The organism is Paenibacillus pasadenensis, assembly GCF_002864175.1.
Lineage (GTDB): Bacteria > Bacillota > Bacilli > Paenibacillales > Paenibacillaceae > Paenibacillus_O > Paenibacillus_O pasadenensis.
Genome location: NZ_NFEZ01000004.1, coordinates 764,050 through 780,390, shown reverse-complemented (window position 1 = coordinate 780,390; position 16,341 = coordinate 764,050). Strand labels below are relative to the sequence as shown.

At 62.5% G+C, this 16,341-nt stretch carries 7 protein-coding genes and 1 pseudogene; 1 reads left to right on the top strand and 7 read right to left on the bottom strand.

Annotation, left to right across the window (positions count from 1 at the left end; all coding sequences use genetic code 11):
- Nucleotides 1-49: 49 nt before the first annotated feature.
- The 7 genes and pseudogenes from B8V81_RS13075 to B8V81_RS13045 form a co-directional block, all read right to left on the bottom strand.
- On the bottom strand, nucleotides 50-718 hold the full coding sequence (locus tag B8V81_RS13075; protein WP_028600057.1) for an S-layer homology domain-containing protein: 669 nt from the start codon (nucleotides 716-718) through the stop codon (nucleotides 50-52).
- The gene (locus B8V81_RS13070) at nucleotides 652-3,867 is read right to left on the bottom strand and encodes a discoidin domain-containing protein (RefSeq protein ID WP_180968443.1); all 3,216 of its coding nucleotides are present in this window, start codon (nucleotides 3,865-3,867) and stop codon (nucleotides 652-654) included. The genes B8V81_RS13075 and B8V81_RS13070 overlap by 67 nt, the downstream gene beginning before the upstream one ends.
- A 288-nt stretch (nucleotides 3,868-4,155) precedes the next feature.
- On the bottom strand, nucleotides 4,156-5,178 hold the full coding sequence (locus B8V81_RS13065; RefSeq protein WP_101808506.1) for an S-layer homology domain-containing protein: 1,023 nt from the start codon (nucleotides 5,176-5,178) through the stop codon (nucleotides 4,156-4,158).
- Between the two features lie 58 nt (nucleotides 5,179-5,236).
- Nucleotides 5,237-12,481 (bottom strand): sugar-binding protein, encoded by a 7,245-nt coding sequence (locus B8V81_RS13060; protein ID WP_180968442.1) that lies wholly within the window; start codon nucleotides 12,479-12,481, stop codon nucleotides 5,237-5,239.
- A gap of 306 nt (nucleotides 12,482-12,787) precedes the next feature.
- Nucleotides 12,788-13,435: an amino acid ABC transporter permease gene (locus B8V81_RS13055; RefSeq protein WP_028600053.1), complete on the bottom strand. Its 648-nt coding sequence runs from the start codon at nucleotides 13,433-13,435 to the stop codon at nucleotides 12,788-12,790.
- 120 nt (nucleotides 13,436-13,555) lie between these two features.
- A complete protein-coding gene (locus B8V81_RS13050) occupies nucleotides 13,556-14,356 on the bottom strand; it encodes a transporter substrate-binding domain-containing protein (protein ID WP_028600052.1) in 801 nt (266 codons plus the stop codon).
- A gap of 386 nt (nucleotides 14,357-14,742) precedes the next feature.
- Nucleotides 14,743-15,255 (bottom strand): annotated as a pseudogene (locus B8V81_RS13045) (acyl-CoA thioesterase); the annotation flags it as partial.
- A gap of 184 nt (nucleotides 15,256-15,439) precedes the next feature.
- Between B8V81_RS13045 and B8V81_RS13040 the strand changes: the two are divergent.
- Nucleotides 15,440-16,333, top strand: coding sequence for a LysR family transcriptional regulator (locus B8V81_RS13040; RefSeq protein WP_101808504.1), 894 nt, complete (start codon nucleotides 15,440-15,442; stop codon nucleotides 16,331-16,333).
- Nucleotides 16,334-16,341 lie beyond the last annotated feature (8 nt).

Genomic DNA, 16,341 nt, shown 5'->3' with positions numbered 1-16,341 from the left:
TGCGGCATCCCGGTAAAATCGTCGTCTGTTTACTTTCCCTCTACCGCTATCAACTATGTCCCAGCTGTTCAAGAGCTCCGTACAGCAAGCGGACTGCTTCGGCTCGTGTCGCCTTTTCTTCCGGACGCAGCTTCCCGCCGCTGCCCTGGACGATGCCCATGCCAAGAAGCGACTGCATCGCTTCCTGCGCATAGCCCGACATCCGGCCGCTATCGGCAAAAGCGTTCAACGCGTCAGCAGAGCCAGGCTGCAAGCGGATGCCATGCGCCTGCATGGCGCGATAAAGCAGCGTCATCATTTCCTCCCTCGTCACCGAGGCGGCCGGGCGGAACGACACTCCATCGCCTGCCGCTATGCCGAGCTTGCGCGCGGCGGAAAGGGCAGCCGCATAATAAGCGGCGGCATCCACATCCTTGAAGCCGGCGTCGGAGGAAACCGGCTGCCACTCGAACAGGCGGGAGAGCATAAGGATAAAATCGGCCCGCTTCATCTCCGAGGCAGGCCCGAAGCGGCTGGCGCCGGTGCCGGCGATGATGCCGCGCGCGGCGAGCGCATCCAGCGGCTTCTGCGCCCAGCCCAGATGCCCCGTATCCGTGAAGGCGGCCGGCGCGAAATCAGGAACGAACGAGCCTGACGATCCGACCGTGAAGCTCAGGACGCCCCGCTCCGCATCGAATCGGCTGTTCGGGATCGGCTGCAGGCGGCCGCCCTCCAGCACGCGCTTCGCGACGAGCGCCTGTGGACGAAGCTTCTCGCCGGGAAGGAAGCTTCAAGCGTCAGCCCGGTCGCTCCTGAGGCGACGGCGAACGGATTGCCTCCGGATTCAAGCCGCAGCTGCAGCGTAGGACCGATGCTCAGCGTCAGCCTGAGGCCGCCGCTCGCTCCGAGGCTGCCCGGGACTGCGATCATGCCGCCGGGCAGCAGGATGCTTGTCGTGAAGCCGGCGCGGGAGCCGTCGACGAGCGCCGCAGGCAGCTCCAGCGAATAGGAATCGGACGTCGCGGCTTGCTGCGCATCGAGGACGAGGCTGCGAAGGCCGTCCGACTGCTTCAACAGCTGCGCCCAGGCTTCAGGCGCAAGTCCAGCCGTCCATGCTCCGTCCTTGACCGAACCGGACAACGGCAGACGCAGCGTGCCGTTCTCCACGGACGGCGTCGGCGTCGGCGTCGGACTTGCGCTGGCGCTCGGCGTCGGCGTCGGGCTTGCGCTGGCGCTCGGCGTCGGCGTCGGGCTTGCGCCGGCGCTCGGCGTCGGCGTCGCCTCGCCCTTTTTCGGCTCGAATACCCGCACATAGTCGACATACATGTCGAGCTGGTCGCCGTACTGCGCCAGGTCGATCGGCCAGCCTCCGCCGAGAGCCAGGTTCAACATGAAATAAAGCGGCGTATTCGCCTGCTCGAACGTGTCATGCCTCCACACTTCTATGTTGTCGATATAATAGATGACTTCCGACTTCGTCACCTTCGCGCCGTACAGATGCCAGGTCGAGGCGCTGTCGCCGAAGGAAAAGCTGTTCGGCAGGCAGCTCGTGCCGTGAGTCTCGGGCTGGCCGGCCCACCAATGCTTCGCTTGGCATACCCCCTGCGGATTATGGCCGTAGCCTTCGACGATGTCGATCTCCGCCGTAGACGGGCGGCCGCTTGCCCCGGTACTGTCCTGGGACATGAGCCAGAACGCGGGCCATGCGCCTTTGCCGGCCGGCATCTGGATGCGGGCCTCGAAGTAGCCGTTCGTCGCCGCAAAGCCCGAGCCGTCAACTCTCACGGAGGACAACAAGCCGCTCACGTGCTCGCGGTGCCAGCCTTGCGGATCGGCGTAGTCCGCCGGAGCCTTGCTTGCGCGGATGCGCAGGAAGTTTTCGCCGAGCACAGCGAACGGATTGACGCTGCCCGCCGGATCAGCAAAGATCGCCTCGCCGAACTCGGAGCCGTTCGGCCAATCCGGCTTGATGGCTGCATATTTCGCTCCCTCGCCGGTTCTGGATACGGACAGCGGGCCGTTGAAGTCATCCTCGAACACGACGTCCATGCCTTCCGCCTGCGGCGGCGCAGCATCCGGAATTCCATTGTTCCAAACGACGCCGCCTTCGTTGTACAGCTGCACATAGCTGCGGGCCGACTTGACGAAATCGGGATCGCCGGGCGCGGAATCCCAGGCCTGCAGGACGATCGTCAGCGGACCGTGCGGCAGCTTGTCCGCATCGATCGACAAGGCAGCCTCGTCGGCCTCGTTCGGAACGGCCTGGCCGATCAGGGCGCTGTAGCCGCTCGGGTCTTCATGATCGGCATCCGGCTGATGCCAGACACGGGCCTCGATATTTTTCATGCCGGGCGCCTTGAAGGCGAGTTCGAACTCGCCCTGGACGGAAGAGCCGATAGCCGGAGCTAGAATCTCCAGCTCAGGATCGCGTTCCACCGGAGGCGGATTGTCCGGCATCGGCTCCTTTCGCGTATCGACGAGCTTCAGCTCGGTCATGCCGCTGCGGGCTGCGCCAGCATGCGTCAGGACGATGCGAAAACGGTCCGACATGACCGGATCGAAGCGCACCAGATTGAGCGTGTCCGCTGTAGGCGACGCCGGCTCGCGGATTTGATTCGGCGCCGGCTGCCAGGCCGATCCGTCCCAATATTCCAGCTCGTAGGCTTGCGGAACGACCACTCCGCCGCCGTCATCGAAGAAGTAGAGTCCGGCCGCATCTTTGGAAAACACGCTCCCATAGTGGATCTGAACCCAGTCCTGGGCGTTCGGAGAGCCATAGGAGGTCCAGCGGTTGCGCGGGAAGTCGGTATACGAGACGATGTCGTCGTTGAGCTGCGCGATAGCGTCCCCTCCGTTCGTGTAAGAGGCGCTGGCGACGCCGCTATCCGGTTCGGCCGGCAGGGACTGTTCAAAGGAGTCGACGTACTGGATCTCGGTCATCCCCGCTTTGGCGGCTCCATAGACGAGAACGACGCGGAACTTCTGCGCCGTCACCGGCTTGAAGCGGACCGTATTGAGCGTATTGCCCGCCGGCTCGGCCGGTGTCTTGACCTGCTCCTCGGCGCTGACCCATGCTCCCTGCGAATCCTGGTACTGGATGTCGTAGGAGGCCGGCGCTTGGACCCCGCCGCCGTCGGCATACAGGAACAATCCGGCCGCATCCTTGCGAACCGGCACGCCGAAGTTCGACTGCACCCAGTCGGAGGCGTTCGGCGACTCGTAGGAGGTCCACCGGTTGGCCGGCTTTGCTCCATAAGAGACAATGCCGTCGTTCACGTGGCTGACCTGGTCGAGCCGGAACGTATACGAGGCCGACACGATGCCGAGCGGTGCAAGCTCCGCGCCGGGCAGCGCCTCTGTGGACGAGTCGAACAGCTGGATTTCCGTAGCGCCGCTCTTGCTCCCCGAATGCGTGAACACGATGCGGAACTTCGAGGCTTGGACGGGATCGAATCGAAGGAGGTTCAGCTCGTTGCCGGCCGGCTCGGCCGGCTGCGCGGACAGGCCGGCTACGCTGTTCCACTCCGTCCCGTCCCACGCCTGCACATCGAGCGCCTGAGGCGGAGTAACGCCGCCTCCGTCCGAGAACAGATAGACGGCCGCGGCATCGCGCGTCGTCCCGCCTCCGAAGTCGAACTCGATCCAATCCGATGAATTCGGGGATTCGTACGAGGTCCAGCGGTTTTTCGGGGCATCATTGTAGGAAACGATGCCATCGGCGACATGCGCCAGGTTGTCCCCGTGATACGTGTAGGAGGCGGATAGCGCCGGCTCCGGCAGCTCCTCTCCAGGCGACTCGGCAGATGCCGGCGCCGGGACGAATCCGAACAGCATCGCCAAGCTCAGCGCCAGTGCCGTTCCTTTGATCCACGGTGCTCTTTTTTTCATGATCTGCATTCCCTCCGTCTCTTCATGGCTGCATCGCGCTGCTGGCTATGGACAGCCAGGCTTGCGCTTGCCCGCAGCGCGATAGCTCAACGATAAGGGAGGACGGTCGCCGGGGAAATCGTCCGATGCCGACATCGAGTCTGCATTTGTTTACCGATCGAATCTCGATTGATTTCCGGATGATTTTCAGACACTAAAAAACGCATCTCCCGGATGATTCATTGGAGCAGCCGTCATGGCTTGCCAATGTCCATCCAAGAGATGCGTCTCCACCTACATTCTCAGCCCTTAGCCCATCATCGCCAGCATCCGGTGCAGCAGCACGGCCAGCTCGGCCCGCGTCGTCGAGGCTTGCGGCATGAGCCGGTCGCGGCTCCCCTTCACGATTCCGGAGGAGACGAGACGAGCGGCCGGCTCGATCGCATAGGCGGACAAGGCGTCCCGGTCCGAAAATGCCGCCAGCGCCGCTTGCGCATCGGACTCGGCGAGCGGCCGGCCGATCGTCGCCAGCGCGCGGTCCAGCATCGTCATCAGCTCCTGCCGCGTCACCGGGGACTCCGGCCGAAACCGGCCATCCGCGTCGCCGTTCAGGATGCCGGCCGCGCGCAAGCTTCCGATGGCCGAAGCATAATACTTGCCCGGAGTTACGTCAGGAAACGCTTCTGCCGCAGCGCCGCCCTCGATGCCGAAGGCGCGCACGGCCATCAAGGCCAGATCCCCGCGCTTGACCGGCTTGCCCGGCTCGAACAGGCCTTGGCCCGTTCCGTTGACGATGCCGAGCTTCGACAGCTCCGAGATTGCTTCTGCCGCCCAGCTCCACTTCGCGTCGACGTCGCGGAACGATGCGGCCGTCGAGGCGACCGGGATGGAGACGGCCGCCGATACGGAGACCGTTTCCATCTTCAGCGCCGAGTCGACCGTCTTCAAGCTCGCGAGGGAGATGCGCGCTGTGCCTGTGCCGACCGGCTCAAAGAGCAGCGTCGCCAGCTCGATCGAGCCTTTTTTTCCGGCGACAGGCCCGATCATCGTATGCGCGAAGCGCACCGTCCCTTCGCTTTCGATCGGAGCGGTCGACATGCCCGGCATGGCGCTGGCCGCTTTTTTGAACCGAAGCCTTGCCGTATCATAGGACAGCGTCGCGTCGAAGGCATAGAGATCGGTCAAATTCTCGCCTCGCAGCACGACTTGAATGTCTCCGGAGGGAGAAACGGAAGCCTTCAGCGAGTAGGCCGGAGAAGCCGCCGCATAGGACGGCCGCGCTCCGAGCAGCAGGACGAACGACAAGACAAGCAGCATAGCTAGACGCGGCATCGTTGCATTCCTCCTATTTTGGTCTTGACGTCTCGCTCATCCGTAGGTGAATGATGCCCTACTCCGCCAGCCAGTCGTCCAGGATGAGGCGCGCGACGGCCGCGAGCGCTTGAATCGTAATCTCCCCGGAGTCAAACAAATCGGCAGCTGCGACATCCTGCCAGCCGGCATCGGTCGATTTTTTGCCGAAGGCTTTGACCAGCAGGGCCAAATCCTTGACCGTCACGCTTGTTTGCCCCGGTACTAGCGTAATGATGCGGGTCAAAAACGTCTGATACGCCGACTCGATCGCGCTTTTGGCCTGATCCACCTGCGCCTGAGTCGCGGCTGGATCGCCGCTGACGGCGGAGGCGCTGTCGATCGCCGCTTGCAGAACCGCCTTGGAGCCGACGGCGTATTGGCCGACCTTCGTGCCTTCCTTGGCCTTGCTCGCCTTGGCTTTGGCCGCATTGACGGCGGCGGTCAGGGCCGTCTTATCCGCCGAGCCGACGATGACCTTGCCGGTGAACAGGCTGACGGCATCGGCAAGCGCCGCTGCGGCTGCATTCAGCTCGGCTTGCGTCGCCGAAGCATTGCCGTATACGGCCGCCGCGGCGTCGATTGCCGTTTGCAGCTCCGCCTTGGCTCCGACAGGGTACTGTCCCGCCGCCGTGCCTTCGACAGCGCTGTCATGCCGCGCTTGCGCGCTGGCGATCGCGGCGCCCAGCGCGCTGCGGTCGACGTCGACGATCGCGATCGACGCGGCGCTTCCGGCGACATTGGCCGTCGCGCTATCATCTCCTGCCGTCGACAGCGCGAGGAGCGAGACGGCGGCCGTCCCGGTTCCGGCATCGGCCTTGACCGAGCCGCGCAGCCGCAGCAGATCGCCGCCTTGGTCGATCGCTGCGCCCGTGCTCGCCAGCAGCAGACGGAGCTGGCCCTGCTCGGGCTTGACGGCGCTTCCGATCAGCTGCAGTCCGTCGAGGAGGGAAGCCGCGGCCCCCTCCGCCAAGGCGAGCTTGCCGTCCTCCGCGGCGACGGTCTCGAAGGCGAGCTTGGAGGCATCATACGCCAGCGTGACGTCGACGACGGAGAACGGCTCGCTGACGCCGTCGATGCCGACGGTCAATTCAACCGGCTGGCCGATCCGAGCCGAGGCGGGAGCGGTCAGCTTGCCGACCAGCTCCTCGGGCTGCTCCGTGCCGCCGCCGGTCTGAAGCGACGATTGGGAGGAGAGCAGCAGATCGCCGAATTTCGTCGGACTTTTGCCGGACCCGATGCCGTCCATATACCGCAGATAGCCTTCGCGGCCGTTTCCGTCATTGTCGTTCACCAGCACCGAGAGTCCGAGATTCGTCGCATTCGCGGCGGCCGGCTTCTGGCTGTCGGTCAAGACGGCGTCCCAGGGGAAGGCGATGACGTAATACGTCTTGCCGGCCGCTTCATCGCGGCTGAATTTGTAGCGGATGTCATTCAGATTGCCGCCGGCAACCGGTCCCCAGCTCTCGACGCCGAGCGCGGAGACGCCGGTGGCCGCATTGTACGAAGCGATGAATCTCGGATGGTCCGTATCCTGATCGACACGGGTTTTCCGCTCCGGATCGAACGACACCTGCAGGCTGTCCGCTCCCCAGGCTTCGCCCACATTGGCCGCATTCATGCTGTGGACGTCATCCTTCACTTCCAGCGCCAGATACAAGTATTGATCGTCCCATTTTACGAGCTGTTTCCCCGAGCGGTCGCTCTCCGTGGCCTGCGAGCCGTCAAACGTGACCGACTGCAGCTGCGCCTCCGCCGCCCCCGCCCACTGAGCCGGGTCGATGACGCCGTTCACCTCGATCGGAGCGTCCGCGTTGACGCGGGTCGCCGTCAGGCTGGACAGCGGCTTGGTCAACGTCTGGTCGTAGCCGTCCCCGTTCGTAATGCGGAAGGTGAATGAGGTCCGGCTGTCCGGGTTGAGCGACGGAGCCGGGATCGTCACCGTCTGCTTCGCTCCCGCCTCGATCGAATCGAACGGATAGCTGCCGGCCGATCCGGATGGCGCGGTCACTTGCACCGTACCGGCTTCAAGAGTGCCGGAGCTGCGCTTGTTGGACAGCTCGACCTTCACCTCGTAGCCGGTTCCATCGGCTTTCAGGGCCGGATAGATTTCGATGCCGAGCGAATCGGCGCTGTTTTTCGCCAGCAGCGAACGCGCCTTGTACCGCGTGCCGTCGGCCGCGACCGGAGTGATCTGCAGCCGCTCCTCTTTTTTGATGGAGCTCTCGGGCACATGCAGCACGATCGTATCCTTGGCTGCTCCCGCTGCGAACGATCCGCCCGACACGACGCTCCAGCCTTGCGGCAGCTCGATGTCGTACGTGCCGGAGAGCGCCTTGGCTCCGTCCGTCACGCGATTGATCTCGACGGCCAGATCGCTGCCGGGCGTGAAGGAGACCGGACTGTAAGCCGCCGTGTCAAAAATGACGCTTGGACGATTCGACGGATTCTCATACACGCGCACCCAGTCGATGTACATGTCCGATTCGTACCCGTAGCGGTCGAATCCATAACCCGGCGCATACGAATCGGTATTGTTCGTGATGGCGTTGTTGACTAGGAAGTAGTTCCCTTTCCGCCAGGAGAGCGGAAGCGTCTTTTCCCGGTACACCTGCCGGTTGTCGAAATAATACGTCGTATACTCCTCGGCGACGTGGACGGCATACGTATGGAATCCCATCGCGATATTGCCGGCATCGCTGCCGAGCAGCTGGACCGTGTTCACGGACTTGCCGTCCGTATCCTGCGCATACTCGTAGCCCCAAGGATGAGTCGCGATATTATAGCCGGATGTCGTCGGCAAGTAAGCCTCGATGATGTCCAGCTCGTCCGTATGCACGTCTCCGACGCCGGTCAGCGTCCAGAATGCCGGCCATTGCAGCGGGTTCGCTCCGACGAAAAAGCGCGTTTCCAAATACTGCTCCGTATACGGCTGCGTGCGGAATCCGACGCCGTCGTCGCCGACCGAGCTCAGGAATCCCGTCGTGAAGTTGCGCTGATAGCCGTCCACGCTGGCCGGCAGCTTGTCTTCATAATAGGTCGTCTTGATGCGCAGATAGTCTTCCACTTGCGAGAACGGATTGTACTCGCTCTCGAATTTGGCGAACAAGGCGCCGCCGTAATCCTGATAGTCCGGCTTGTGGGACGTATAGGTCGTGCGGACGCCGCCGGCCGTCTTGCCCGTGGCCGAAATCGTCGGCATCGTCTTGAAGTCGTCCGCGAACGTCACCTGCAGGCCGTTCCCTTGCAGCTCCGCCGGCAGCGCCGCGCTGTCGAGGCCGATATTCCATTCGACCCCGCCGTTGTTGTAGAACTGGAAGTAATCCTCGATTTCCGTTCCGTCCGACTTGAACGCCTTCACCTTGACCGCGGTCGGGCCATGGGGGAACTCGTCGGCATCGAACGCGAACGAGCCCTTTCCTTCAGGGTCCAGCGTCACCGAAGCGAGCTCGACGATGTAGCCGCTCGGGTCCGGATGAGCCGCATCCGGCTGATGCAGCATATAGGCCTTGGCCGTCGCGTAGCCCCCTGGAGCCGTGAATTCGAGCTCCGTCTGCCCTTCGATCTCCGCCCGGTAAGCCGGAGACAGCAAGGTGACGAGATTCGGCAGCGCCTGCTTCGGGGCGACGATCCCGACCGACAGCTGCGGATAGACATTGCCGCCAGCCTTGGGCGTGATCTTGATCTTTCCGGATTGAAGCGTATAGGATTCCGGCACCTGCACGACGATCGTATCGGTTGCCTGGCCTGCCGCAAAGCTTCCTCCGGAGAGGACGGACCAGCCTTGGGACGGGAAAGCCATGCTGTACGTGCCGGACAGCTGCTGCGCCGCTTCGTCCCGCGTGATCGTGAACGACGCCTGCTCTCCTTGCGTCACGTTCAGCGTCTCGGGCGCGCTGAACCCGGCTACGACCGCGGTCGGATCATCGACGTAGCGGAACCCGGTGACGACGACGTCCCCGCGGCTGTCGTCTCCTTTGACCTTGAGCTCCAGCACATGATTGCCGCCGTGCAGGCCCGTTCGTTCCAGCACCTTGGCGTTGCTGTCATTCACGGCGCTTTTGGAGTCGATCGTCTGGAGGAACTCGCCGTCCAGGTAAGCGTCCAGCAGGCCGCCTTCGTCATAGGTTCTCATGAAGACCGATACCGCCGTGCCTTTGAAGTCGAACTTTACGCTCTGTCCGTCGTTCCCGCTCTGGGAATGGTTGTACATCCAGCCCCAGTTGTCGCTCCACCAGCCTCCGTTGGCCGTAAAATAAGCCTTGTTCTGGGTCGCGGGATTGAAGTTGGCCCAGCTGCCGCTCGAGCCGCCGTCCTTGCTGCGGTAAGGATAGGTCGAGCTGTTGACGTCGATCGTGCGCGGCTGCGTCGACGGCGCATAGTTGTATTCGAAGCCCTCGATCGCGATGCTTCCGGACGAAGTCGCTCTCAGCTCCACCATATGGTAGCCTGCGCCAAGTCCGCTTTTGCTGAACACCCGCTTTTTCCCGCTGGTGCCGGCGCTGTCGACCGAGGCCTGCTTCTCTCCGTCGAGGTAGATGTCGAAGCTTTTGCCTCCGTCGAAATAGCGGGCATACAGCGCGACCGCGTCTCCTTCGAACTCGAATTTCAACGAATCGCCTATTCCGGCATTGATATACATCCAGCTCCAGTTGTCGCTCCACCAGTTGCCGTTGAAGGTGAACGGATACGTCGGCTGGGAGCTGCGCTTGAACTCGTTCCAGCTTCCCGCAGAGCCCCCGGACAGAGACACATACGGATAGGCCGCCGAATTGATCGAACGGATCTGATCGCCTGTAATCGCCGGCGCTTCCGGAGCGTCAGGCGCCCGCATCAAGACCTTGATCGGCTTGTAGGAGCCGTCGCTCGCCGTCGGCGTAATGGTCAAGACCCCTGACTTCTTCGTATAGGCAGCGGGCACTTTCACGATAATCGAATCGGCATAACGATTCGTCGTGAAGCTTTGGCTCGTGAGCGGCTTGAACTCTCCGTTTTGCTTGACCAGCCAGCCTTCCGAGGGGAACTCAAGCTCATAGCTGCCGAAGCGTGTTCCTGCGGCGCCGTTGCGCTGGATATTCACGGTCAGCTCATCTCCGGGCCCTGCCGAAAATATTGTTTGATCCGCCGTGAATTTGGCCAGATTGGGATCCTCGAGATGACGGTATTCAAATCCTACGATGCGAATGTAAGAGCCTCCAGGCACAGCGGAAGAATCGGTGCCTTTTACATTCAACGTATGATCGCCGTTCTCTAGCCCGTCGATTTCATAGGCCCGAACCGATTTTTCCTCGCCGCTGCTCAAATTGACGCGCTGCTTGAACTGGCCGTCGACCCGAATGTCGACTTCGCCGCAGGTGCTGCACTGCATCAGCTCCACCGCAGCGGATATGCCGTTGAACTTGAACTGCATGTCGGACTGCGGCTCGTTGCGGACATACATCCAGCTCCAGCTGTCGCGCCACCAGCCTCCGCCGACGACGTTGAAGTATTGCTCCTCGTTGGCCGCGGGATCATAGCTGCTCCATGCTCCGGCCTGCTCGCCCGACAAGCTGCGGTACGGATAGGTCGAGCTGTCGACCCGAATCAGCTCGCCGTCGGTTCCCGTCGCATTGGCTTTGACGACAATGGGCGGATACGAGGTGCCCGCGCTGTCTGTCGGCGTGATCGTGATCGATTCCGTCGTCTCGTAGGCCTGAGGCACGAGGAAGGTCAACTCGTCGGAGTCGGATCCGGAGGCGAACGCCACTTCATGCGGCTCGGCCATCGGGATGAACGTTCCCGACTCGTCCATGATCTTCCATCCGTCCGGAGCGCTTACTGCGTAGTGGCCGGAAAGCGCCTTTGCCTCCGCGTTGCGGCTGACCTTGACGCGCACGACGTCGCCAGGGAGCGTTTTTTTCTCCTGCTCGCTCTCGAAGCGCACCGTTCCCGGCGCGTCCTGGTATACGCGCACCCAGTCGATATACGTTTCCGCCTGATTGCCATAACGGGTAAACCCGCCTGGCATCTCGAAATTGGCGAAAGGATCGCTGCTGCCGTCGCTGATCCCGTAGTGGTCCGACACAGCGGCGTTGATGATGAAATAATTGCCGTACTCCCAGCTGAACGGCAGCGTCTTGTGCTTCGCGACTTGAATGTTGTCGCAGTAGTAGTACGTCCATTCCTTCGTAATGTAGGTGGCCAGCGTATGGAATCCCATCGCCAGGTTGATGTTGCCGAATTCCGGCGCATCCAGCTCTACCTTTGCTCCGCCGCCGAGCTTCGAAGCATCGTAGCCGGCTGCCGGCCCTTTGTCGTAGCCCCAAGGATGCCAGGCGATCTGATAGCCGGCCGGCGTGCCCATGTAGCCTTCGATAATATCGATCTCATCGCTCGGCTCGTTGGGCAAGTTCGCGTTCTGCACATAACCGTTGGCGGTTAACGTCCAGAAAGCCGGCCACATGCCGGGATTGGCTCCGAAAAACATCTTCGCTTCAAAATACTGGTTGCGTCCGCCTTCCGTGTAGAAGCCTCCGCCCGCCTGGTTCATCGAGCTCAGGTAGCCGGTGCTGATCTTCTGTCCCCAATAGTCGTTGCGGACATAGCCGGTCGGGTGATAGGTCGTCGTCAGCTTCATCAGCTCGTTGTCCTGGATGGAGAACGGATTGTAAGGCCCGTCGAAATCCTCGAATGCGCCCCAGCCGAACATGCCGCCGCGCGCCTCGTCGATTTTAGCCGAAGCATACTTGGCTCCGATGCCGGTTTTGTTGATGGCCGGCATCGTTTTGAAATCGTCGCTGAACACGACGTCCATGCCTGCCGTCACCGGATTGGCGGGCGCTTCGTCGAGTCCGAGCTTCCACCGCACGCCGGCTTTGTTGTACAGCTGCAGGTAGGCGTTGTCGAGCTCCGCCCCATTTTGAAATACCTGGATTCGAATCGTAATGGGACCGTACGGATATTGGCTGGCGGGGAACGAGATCATGCCGTTGCCGTCGGTCAAGGCAACCTCGCCTACCAATTCCTTCGTCCCGTTGCTGTCGCTTGCCAGATCGGCAGGCTGCTTTTGGGAATAAATCTTGGCCGTGGTGCCAAGCTGGTTGTGAAACTCGATGTCGATCGTATCGTCCGTGATCTCAGACCGATACGCCGGCGACAGGATGCTGGTGAAGCGGTCTCCGGCTCCGCTTTCCGCCGCTTTTGCGATCCCTTGCAGGCCTGTCCCGCTCATGAAGCTGGAAAGGAGCATGGCGAAGGCCATGACGAGCATCATCGAACGATGAGCGCTCTTCTTTCTACCCGACATTTTCATTCCTCCCTGATTCGAGTTGAGATGGATCGGATGGACATGACGCCTTCCTTCAGCATTCATGCCGCATTCGCGTCTTTTTTCTTCGTCCTGCCCCCCCTTTCGCTGCTTGTCGACGGCAATAGCCACGCTTTGCGGCCCATGCCGGATATTCCCATCGTACCGTTCCTTTGAAAGCCTTTACATAGGGTAAACCTCCGCTTTTCTAAGGCAAAACGATTGGATTGGAGGCGCGGTTTGACGAACGCAGGCGAAAAAAAGACGCCTCGTCGAAGGCGTCTCTAGTTCCATGCGTCCTGGCGGCTACACCCGCTTCTCCACCGCCTGCAGCGCTTTGCTCAGCAGATAGGTGAGGATGAAGTAGATGATGGCCGCGGTCATGTACGGCTCCCATACTTTGAGATACTGGCCTTTCATCGCGTTGCTCCAGTACATGAGCTCGGGCACGGCGATATAGGCGACGAGCGAGGAGTCCTTGACGAGCACGATGAACTCGTTGCCGAACGCCGGGATCATCCGCTTGACCGCCTGCGGCAGGACGACGTAGCGCATCGACTGCCAGCGCGTCAGCCCGAGCGACAGCGCCGCCTCCTCCTGGCCGGGATCGATCGACTGGATGCCCGCCCGGTAGATCTCGCCGGTGTAGGCGGCCGAGTTGAGCGACAGCGCGACGATCGCGGCGGCGAAGGCATGCGTCGTGCCCAGCACCATCGGCACGAGCATGAAGTGGGTGATCATGATCTGCAGGATGAGCGGCGTCCCGCGGAAAAAGTTGATGTAGGCGCTGGCCGGCCAGCGCAGCCACCAGCGGCGCGACATTTTGGCGAAGCCGATGCCGAGCCCGAGCAGCGCGCCAAGCGCGATGGACAGCAGCGAAATGCCGATCGTAATGCCCGTGCCCCTCAGCAGCAGGGGCAGATAGTCCCACACGATGTCGAAATCGAACTTCACAAGCCGCTCTCCCCTCTTGGATGATGAGGCGCGGGGCGGGAAGCCCAGCCGCGAAAAGAGGCATGCGCCGCAGCCTTGCGCCCGCGCATGCCTCCGATCGGTCCCTCCCGCCCGCTCGTCCTACTTGACGTTCACGAGATCGCTCGTGTCCGGCTCGACGCCGATCCACTTCTTGTACATCTCCTTGTACTCGGCGCTCGCGCGCACCTTCTCGACGGCGGCGTCGATCTTCGCCTTCAGCTCGCTCCCCTTGGGGAACATGATGCCGTAGTACTCCGGAGCGAAGTTAGTCTTGTCAAAGATGGCGTCGAACTTCTTGTCCGGATTGTTCTCGACATAAGCCTGCACGACGGCAAAGTCGGCCACGACCGCGTCGACGCCGCCCTTGTCCAGCTCGAGCAGCGCCTCGGCGTTGCTGGCGAAGCGCTTGAGGTCCGTGTTGCCGTCCCCCATGATGCCCTTCATGAGCTCCTCGGCCGTCGTCGCGCCCTGGACCGCGACCTTTTTGTCCTTCAGCTCCAGCGCGTCCTTGACTCCGGCGCCTTCCTTGGTCAGGATCATGTTCACAGACTCGAAGTACGGGATCGAGAAGTCGTACGTCTTTTTGCGATCGTCGCTGATCGAGATCGCCGAGATCGCCGCGTCGTAGGCGCTCTTCTCGCCCTTCTCCAGATCGGCGAACAGCGGGTCCCAGCCGGTGTTCGTCAGCTCGTAGCTCAGCCCTGCTTCCTTCATGACCGCATCGAGGAAGTCGACGTCGAAGCCGACGATCTTGTCCTTGTCCATGCTCTCCATCGGCGCGTAGCTCGCATCGGTGGCGATTTTCAGCGTCTCTCCGCCGCTTGCCGCCTCGTTGCCGCCGCAGGCCGCCAGCGTCACCCCAAGCAGCGCGATCATGCCGACTGTCGTCCATTTCTTCATGAGCGATCCCCCTATGACTATCAATGTAAGAATATATAACATGATCGTACCATAGATTTTTCGGAGTTCAATCCCTGCATGCGGGTTTTGCTCAAAAAAAAGCCCGCCGGACAGCCCCGGCGGGCAAATGGAACACATTCGCGGCAGCTTGTCTACCACTCGCTGCCCCAGGCATTGGCGTACGCTTCCGTCAGGCGCGGAGCAGGCGCGTCGGCCGCCGCGAGGCGGCCGGCAGGCCGCGGACCCGCGGGCGCGCCGCTGCCGGCCGCAGGCTCCTCCCGCGGCTGGAGCCTTGCGCCCGCCGGCTCCAGCCCGGCGCGCGCCGCCGAGCGCCCGCCGACCCGCTGAGGACGGCTCGCGCGCTTCTCGTCCAGCGTCTGCTTCGCCTTGCGCAGGCTGAAGTCCGGGCCGAGCACCTCGGCGAACAGCTTGCTTTCCTTGCGCCGCACCTGGCGCGCTTGCTTGCGCTCCGCGGCCGTCTCATGCAGCCGCTGCTCCTCCAGCGTCTCCGGGATGACCGGCGCAACCTCGGCCGGACGGCCGTCCTCGCCGAGCGCGACGAACGTCAGGAACGACGTCGCGCATACTTTGCGCTCGCCGGACAGCAGATCCTCCGTGACGACGCGGACGAAAATCTCCATCGACGTCTTGTGCGCCCAGGTCACGAAGGCGGACAGGCATACCGCGTCGCCTTTTTTGACCGGGTGCAGGAAATCGACCGAGTCGGTCGAGGCGGTGACGACCGGACGGCGCGCATGGCGCGTCGCGGCGATCGTGGCGACGTCGTCGATGTAGGCCATCAGCTTGCCGCCGAAAATCGTTCCGTGATGGTTCGTGTCGGGCGGCAGCACGATCGACGCTTTGATCGTATAGGAATCGCTGGCCGGCTTGGCCGGCATCGCTTGGTGGTGGGGAATCATAGCCATAACCCTTCTTTCGTTCGGATCGGTTCCGGCCTGGACCGGAAGTGCCCTTAATTGTACACGCGATTAAACTATAGATAAAATACATATAAGGAATGGATTTCATTCCATATGTCTATAGTAAATCCGAGCGTCACGAACGAAAGGCGGAACGATTTCATTGGATATCCGGCAATTGACCTACTTCGCCGCCGTCGCCCGGCACGGCAGCTTTACAAAGGCGGCCCGCGAGCTGCATGTGACGCAGCCGACGCTGTCCAAGATGGTCCGCCTGCTCGAGGAGGAGCTGGGCGCGACGCTGTTCGACCGCTCGTCCAAGCAGATCGCGCTGACCGATGCGGGCGAGACGATCCTGCGCTCGTCGCAGGGAATCCTGCGCTCGATCGAGGCGATGGCGGCCGAGCTCGACGATCTCGCGCAGGCGCGCAAGGGCACGCTGCGGCTCGGCATTCCGCCGATGATCGGCGTGCATGTATTTCCCTCGCTGATCGAGCGGTTCCACAGCCGCTATCCGCAGATCCGGCTGCAGCTCGTCGAGCGCGGAGGCAAGCGGATCGAGGAGGAGGTCGACAGCGGCGATCTCGACGTCGGGCTCGTCATCCTGCCGATGGCCCAGCAGGAGAAGTTCCATCTGCTGCCGTGCCTGGACGAGCCGCTGCATCTCATCGCGCCGCGCGACCACTGGGCGGCGGGCCGCGAGAGCGTCGAGCTCGGCGAGCTGGCGCGGGAGCCGTTCCTGCTGTTCCGCGACGAGTTCACGCTTCATCATCTCATCCTCGACGGCTGCAGGCAGGCCGGGTTCGAGCCGGACATCGTGTTCGAGAGCTCGCAGTGGGACTTCATGGTGCAGCTCGTCGGAGCGCGGTTCGGCATCACGCTGCTGCCCGGCGGCATGCGCCGCTCGCTCGATCCGGAGCGCTTCCTCGTCATCCCGGTCGTCCGGCCGACGATGCTGTGGAGCCTCAACATGATCTGGAAAAAGGACAAGTACTTGAGCTATGCCGCGCGGGAATGGATCGCGTTCATGCAGCAGGAATGGCCGCCGGCGACGTAAGGCGTGAG